The organism is Arthrobacter nitrophenolicus, assembly GCF_000332815.1.
GTDB lineage: Bacteria > Actinomycetota > Actinomycetes > Actinomycetales > Micrococcaceae > Arthrobacter > Arthrobacter nitrophenolicus.
The window spans coordinates 1-4845 of record NZ_AOFD01000098.1 but is presented as its reverse complement, the minus strand read 5'-3'; the positions used below and the strand labels follow the sequence as shown (position 1 = coordinate 4845).

Genomic DNA, 4845 nt, shown 5'->3' with positions numbered 1-4845 from the left:
TGTCCGTTCTCATTGCAGATGTCAGTTTTCGCACTGAACGTGTCAGTTAACGGATTTGGGATGTTTCTCAGTTAAGTTGTCAGCGTGGTTGAACGTGACGCGTTGAGGTCGCTGCCGGCGAACGCGACTGACTCTGCTCGGATTCTTGCTCGGCTGGGCGGCTGCATGCTGGATGAGCCGGTCTTGTCGGCCTGGGCGTCGCTGGGCTTGGAGCATGCGTTGCCTGTTCGGTCGTTCTTTTCCTGGCCCGGTAAGCGGAACTATGAGGGTTCGTGGTGGTCGAGCACGACCGGCTCACACGTGAGCTTTGAGAGTCTGCTGGAGCGGGATTTCCTGATGCTTGCCGATTACGACCAGGACGTTGTGGGTATCGCGTCTCAGCCATTTGCTGTGCTTTGGCCTAAAGGGACTGATGGCGGCCGTGGCCATGTCCCGGATTTCTTTGTGCGGCTGCGGGACGGCGGCGGACGCGTTGTGGATGTGCGGCATCGCGACCATTTGGAGGCCGGGTCCTGCCAGTTCGCCTTGACCCGGGCGTTATGTGATGAGGCTGGCTGGGAATACGAGGTGTTCTCGGGGATACCGGAGCCGCGGTCTTCGAACCTTCGGTGGCTCTCTGGCTATCGTTTTCAGAGATATGCGCCTGCGGGCACTGTCGTGCCCGTGATCCTGGAAGCAATCGGTTCGGGCGTCTCTGTATCCGCGGCCGTGCGGCGGGCTTCGCGGATGTTGGAGCTGGAGCCTCAGTTGTTCAGGCCTATCTCCTGCATCTGGCTTTCGTCGGGATCCTTGAAGTTGGCGTGGACGAGCCGTTGTCGATGGATGCTTGGATCGCACCGGCTCAAAAGGTGTTGCCTATGCCGAGCATGGCGGCTGCGTTGTGAAAGCCGTCAGGTTGTTTGATTTCATCCAGTTCGACGGTGGATCGTGGCAGGTTGTGGCCCAGGACGGGTCTGAGTTGGCCTTGAAGAACCTCGCGACCAATCGCATCCGACGTGTCCCGGCGGTCGACCTGTTGATCGATGATTCATACCTGCCGGACGATCCCCGGCCCCTCCCCTCGCTGGAAAATGCGGCTGCTCTGGAGCGGCTCTCCCCTGCCGCCCGTGACGACGTCCTTGCCTTGCACGGGCACGTCCACGAAGTGCTCCACGGACTTCCGCCCGGGTCATCGCCGGGAAGCACGCCGAAGCCCGAGTACGATCTCACCAACCCGTTGCAGGCCCGAATCGCGGCGAAACTGACGGAGCTCGCCACCCGTGGGATCGCCATGACCGAGCGGACAATGTTCCGTCATCTCGCCGATTACCGAGCCCGGGGCATTGGGGGCCTCGCGGATGGCAGGGCCACCCGTCAAGCGAGTGTTTCCGGGCGGACCGACCTCAGAGTCTTGGCTTTGATCGAGGCCGAGGTGTCTGGCAGAAGGATGTTTCCACGGGCACCAGGTCTCGTGTCATTGCCCGGGTTCGGGCGGCAGCGGCCAAGTCCGGTCTCGACGTGCCGTCGGATGCGACCCTTTACCGCATTTTGAAGAAGATCGAGGGTTCAAGGCACCCGTTCGGGAACGCGACAACGCGGCGGACCCAGGGGAACAGGCCGGACAGGTCATGGGGACGCCAAGCCCCATCACGTCCGGGCGAGCTCGTGGAGATTGACTCCACCCCGATGGACCTCATGGTCGTTTATCCCGACGGCAGCAGCGGTCGGGTGGATCTGACCGTCGCGCTGGACATCGCAACCCGCACCCCGCTGGCTGTCATCCTCCGGCCGGTGGCAACGAAGGCCGTGGACGCGGCCTTGCTGCTTGCCCGCGCCATGACTCCCCTGCCGATGCAGCCAGGATGGGACGCGTCGTTGAGCTACTCACGCTCCGTGCTTCCCCAGGGAATGCTTCCAGGCGATGAGGACCTGCGTTCCGCGATCGCCGCCAAGCCCGTCATCGTTCCCGAATCCATCACGGTTGACCGCGGGAAGGTATTTATCGGCTCAACCTTCACGGCAGCTTGTGAGCGCCTGCAGATCAGCATCACTAAAGCGGCTCCTCGGACGCCCACTGACAAGCCGCACATCGAACGGTTCTTTGCCGGCGTTAATTCCGGGTTCACCCAGTATCTGGACGGATACACGGGGCCCAACACAGTTCGCAGGGGCAAAGATCCGGCAGCGGAGGCCAGATTCACTCTTGCGGAAGTCCAGAACCTTCTTGACTGGTGGCTTGTCGCGATCTGGCAGAACCGGCCCCATCAGGGACTACGTCACCCAGCCATGCCCCGGAAAGACCTCACGCCCAACGAGGCATTCGCGGCGCTGTCCAGTGTCGCACCACAGGTCCCTGTAGCACTGACCCGCGATGACTATCTGTCACTCCTGCCAATCGAATGGCGGCGCATCCAGCCATACGGGATCAATTTTCACGGTCTGCACTACGATAGCCCGGATTTTCATCCATACCGCGGGGTCCCCTCAGGGCTCCCCGCACCAGCCGACGGACGCTGGGAGGTGCGGTATGACCCTTACAGGCTCCAGGCGATCTACGTCCGTGACCACAAAAAGGGCCGGTGGATCGAGGCAAGCTGGACGCTCACCACGCACCTTGTGGGCCCCTTTTCCCGCGAGGTCCTTGCCGCCGCGAAGAAGGCACTGGACAGGAGAGGCGAGACCGTTGCCGGCAGGGACCTCCTTGCCGAGATCAATCGGATCCTCACTACGCCGGCAGGACGAGCCGAACGCCAAGCTGCACAACGCACACATCTGACACCTGCGGCCGTCCCGGCTCCGGAAGCGCCCTCAAGACCGGTCGTAGACCCTGCGCTTATGGCACCAGTCCCGATCCAGGCGCCGGACCCGGTAGTCATCGACTTTCCACGTCGCCGCCATGGACGACGTATTGATCTTCTGGAGGACTGAAACATCGCCATCCCGGACAGCCTGACGGCTTGGCGCGATTTCGTAGCGCACGTGCCCGAAGAGCCCCCGCTCCTGTCTCTGTCAGAGATTCAGGCGCTCTCCGCCGACGAGAAGTCCACCTACGACCTTGCGCGCTTCGCGTGGCTTGCAGCAGACACAGTTCTGGAAACTACGGACACTCAGGCGCTTTCCCTGCAAACCCGCATCGCAATCGCCCGCAACGCGGCCAGCACGGCGACCGCGAGACGCGGGCTGGCCATCTCAGGCGCGGCGGGCATGGGGAAATCCACGGCGGCCCTGCTACTGGGCAAACGTCACGACAGATCAGAGCGCAAAAGACTCGGGCGCCAGGCTGACTGGGGTTTCGCTCCGGTTGTCTACGCCGTCGTTCCCCCTGCCACCACACCAAAGATGCTCATGCAGGCCTTCGCGCAATGGCTCGGACTACCGGTACTTCACCGGGCAACAGCACCGACGCTCACTGAACAGGTAATAACAGTCCTCCGCGCCATGGGCACCTCGCTGGTAATCGTCGACGAGGTGCACAATCTCAGGACGAACAGGCAGATCGGTGCCGAAGCGGCCAGCACCCTGAAACAGTTCGCGGATCGGCTCGACGCAACCTTCCTCTACGCCGGAATCGATCTTCCAACAACCGACCTCTTCGCCGGTGACATGGGCCGGCAGATCAAAGCCCGCATGATCCTGCACGAGATGACCGCCTACTCCATCGGCTCGAAAGCGGACCGCGAAGCATGGACCGATCTGGTGCTCGGCATCGAAAACCTCTTGCCGCTGGCTGAGCATCGGCCAGGTTCTCTTGCTGACGAATCCCTCTACCTCTGGGATCGCACCGGAGGAAGGATCGGGGCGCTCCGCGGTCTCCTTTCGGACGCCGCCATCGGAGCGATCCTGGACGGCACGGAACTGATCGACCGGCACAGGCTCGAAGCAACAGCCACGGACTTGGCAGCTCAGGAACACCACCGGTCGCAGAGCCGGTCCCGCGGCCACAAATCCCCGAGCCGCGGGCTCAAGATGGCACAGTGACCCTGGCCCCACTCCCCGTCCCGACGCGCCTGACGCACGGCGAAGGCATCGACAACTACGCGTCCCGGCACGCCCAACGCAACGGCACCACCGTCGAACAAATCGAAAAAGCTCTCAGGGAAGCCGGGATCCTTCCGCCTTCACGCTCCCGGCGGCACCCTGAACGCATCCAAGCCTGGAAACAACTGGGAAAGCTCGATGGTCGAGCCTTCGATCAGCGCTCAACGCTCCACGGGCACCCGATCCTCGAACGGGCACTATGCTTACGATGCGCAGCCGGAACCCAGCGAGTGGGACGGACCCTAACCGTCGGCTGGGTTTGCATCGCACACCGGCGTTGGATTGGCCACAACCAACTCGACATCCGTGCACTCCCCGAACTGCTAGCCGCCGAACGACACTTCCGGTCAACACTGGTTTCCCGCGGGGCCCATGTCGGCACCCCGGTCATGGTAACCGCCCGCGAATGCGCACGAGCCGGCATCACGCTCTCCACCCTCGAAGAACGAACCACGCGGGCAGGAACCTACGACCCCGAAATGCTGACCTACCCCGAAACCATAAAAATCGCCCGCCTGATCACTCAAACATCCTTTAAGAACTGGTTCCACGACCCGGCCCACCCACCCGAGCAACAACGCGACCGGATGGCCAGAGAAATTGCATCCTCAATCATCCCCACCGGGGAAAACCGCCGTCTCCGCTCAGCCGAACGGATCGAGAAAGCACTCCGAAAACTCTCCCGCCTCGGCATCAACTGGATGACCTAACGCCCACAGGAACCGAAAATACGGAACTGACAACATGAAAGAGAAAAATCAGCCCGAATCTCTCGCATCCAACCTGTCAGTTCCCACGTCGCTACTGACAACTACATTGAGAACGGAC

General features: G+C 62.1%; 5 protein-coding genes. All 5 read left to right on the top strand.

All coding sequences use genetic code 11. The features are described from left to right. The first annotated feature begins 165 nt into the window (after nt 1-165). The 5 genes from G205_RS24150 (at nt 166) to G205_RS21835 (ending at nt 4727) form a co-directional block, all read left to right on the top strand. Complete coding sequence (locus G205_RS24150) at nt 166-903, top strand: TnsA-like heteromeric transposase endonuclease subunit (RefSeq protein WP_083875137.1); 738 nt, start codon at nt 166-168, stop codon at nt 901-903. Further along, a complete protein-coding gene (locus tag G205_RS22265) occupies nt 827-1531 on the top strand; it encodes a hypothetical protein (RefSeq protein ID WP_200859207.1) in 705 nt (234 codons plus the stop codon). Before G205_RS24150 ends, G205_RS22265 begins: the two co-directional genes overlap by 77 nt. Nucleotides 1532-1644: 113 nt before the next feature. Continuing rightward, nucleotides 1645-2907, top strand: a complete 1263-nt coding sequence (locus G205_RS22260; protein ID WP_200859205.1) for a Mu transposase C-terminal domain-containing protein — start codon at nt 1645-1647, stop codon at nt 2905-2907. A 51-nt stretch (nt 2908-2958) separates the two neighbouring features. Continuing rightward, nucleotides 2959-3957, top strand: a complete 999-nt coding sequence (locus tag G205_RS20115) for an ATP-binding protein (RefSeq protein ID WP_009359644.1) — start codon at nt 2959-2961, stop codon at nt 3955-3957. After that, nucleotides 3954-4727: a hypothetical protein gene (locus tag G205_RS21835; RefSeq protein WP_152419648.1), complete on the top strand. Its 774-nt coding sequence runs from the start codon at nt 3954-3956 to the stop codon at nt 4725-4727. Before G205_RS20115 ends, G205_RS21835 begins: the two co-directional genes overlap by 4 nt. Nucleotides 4728-4845 lie beyond the last annotated feature (118 nt).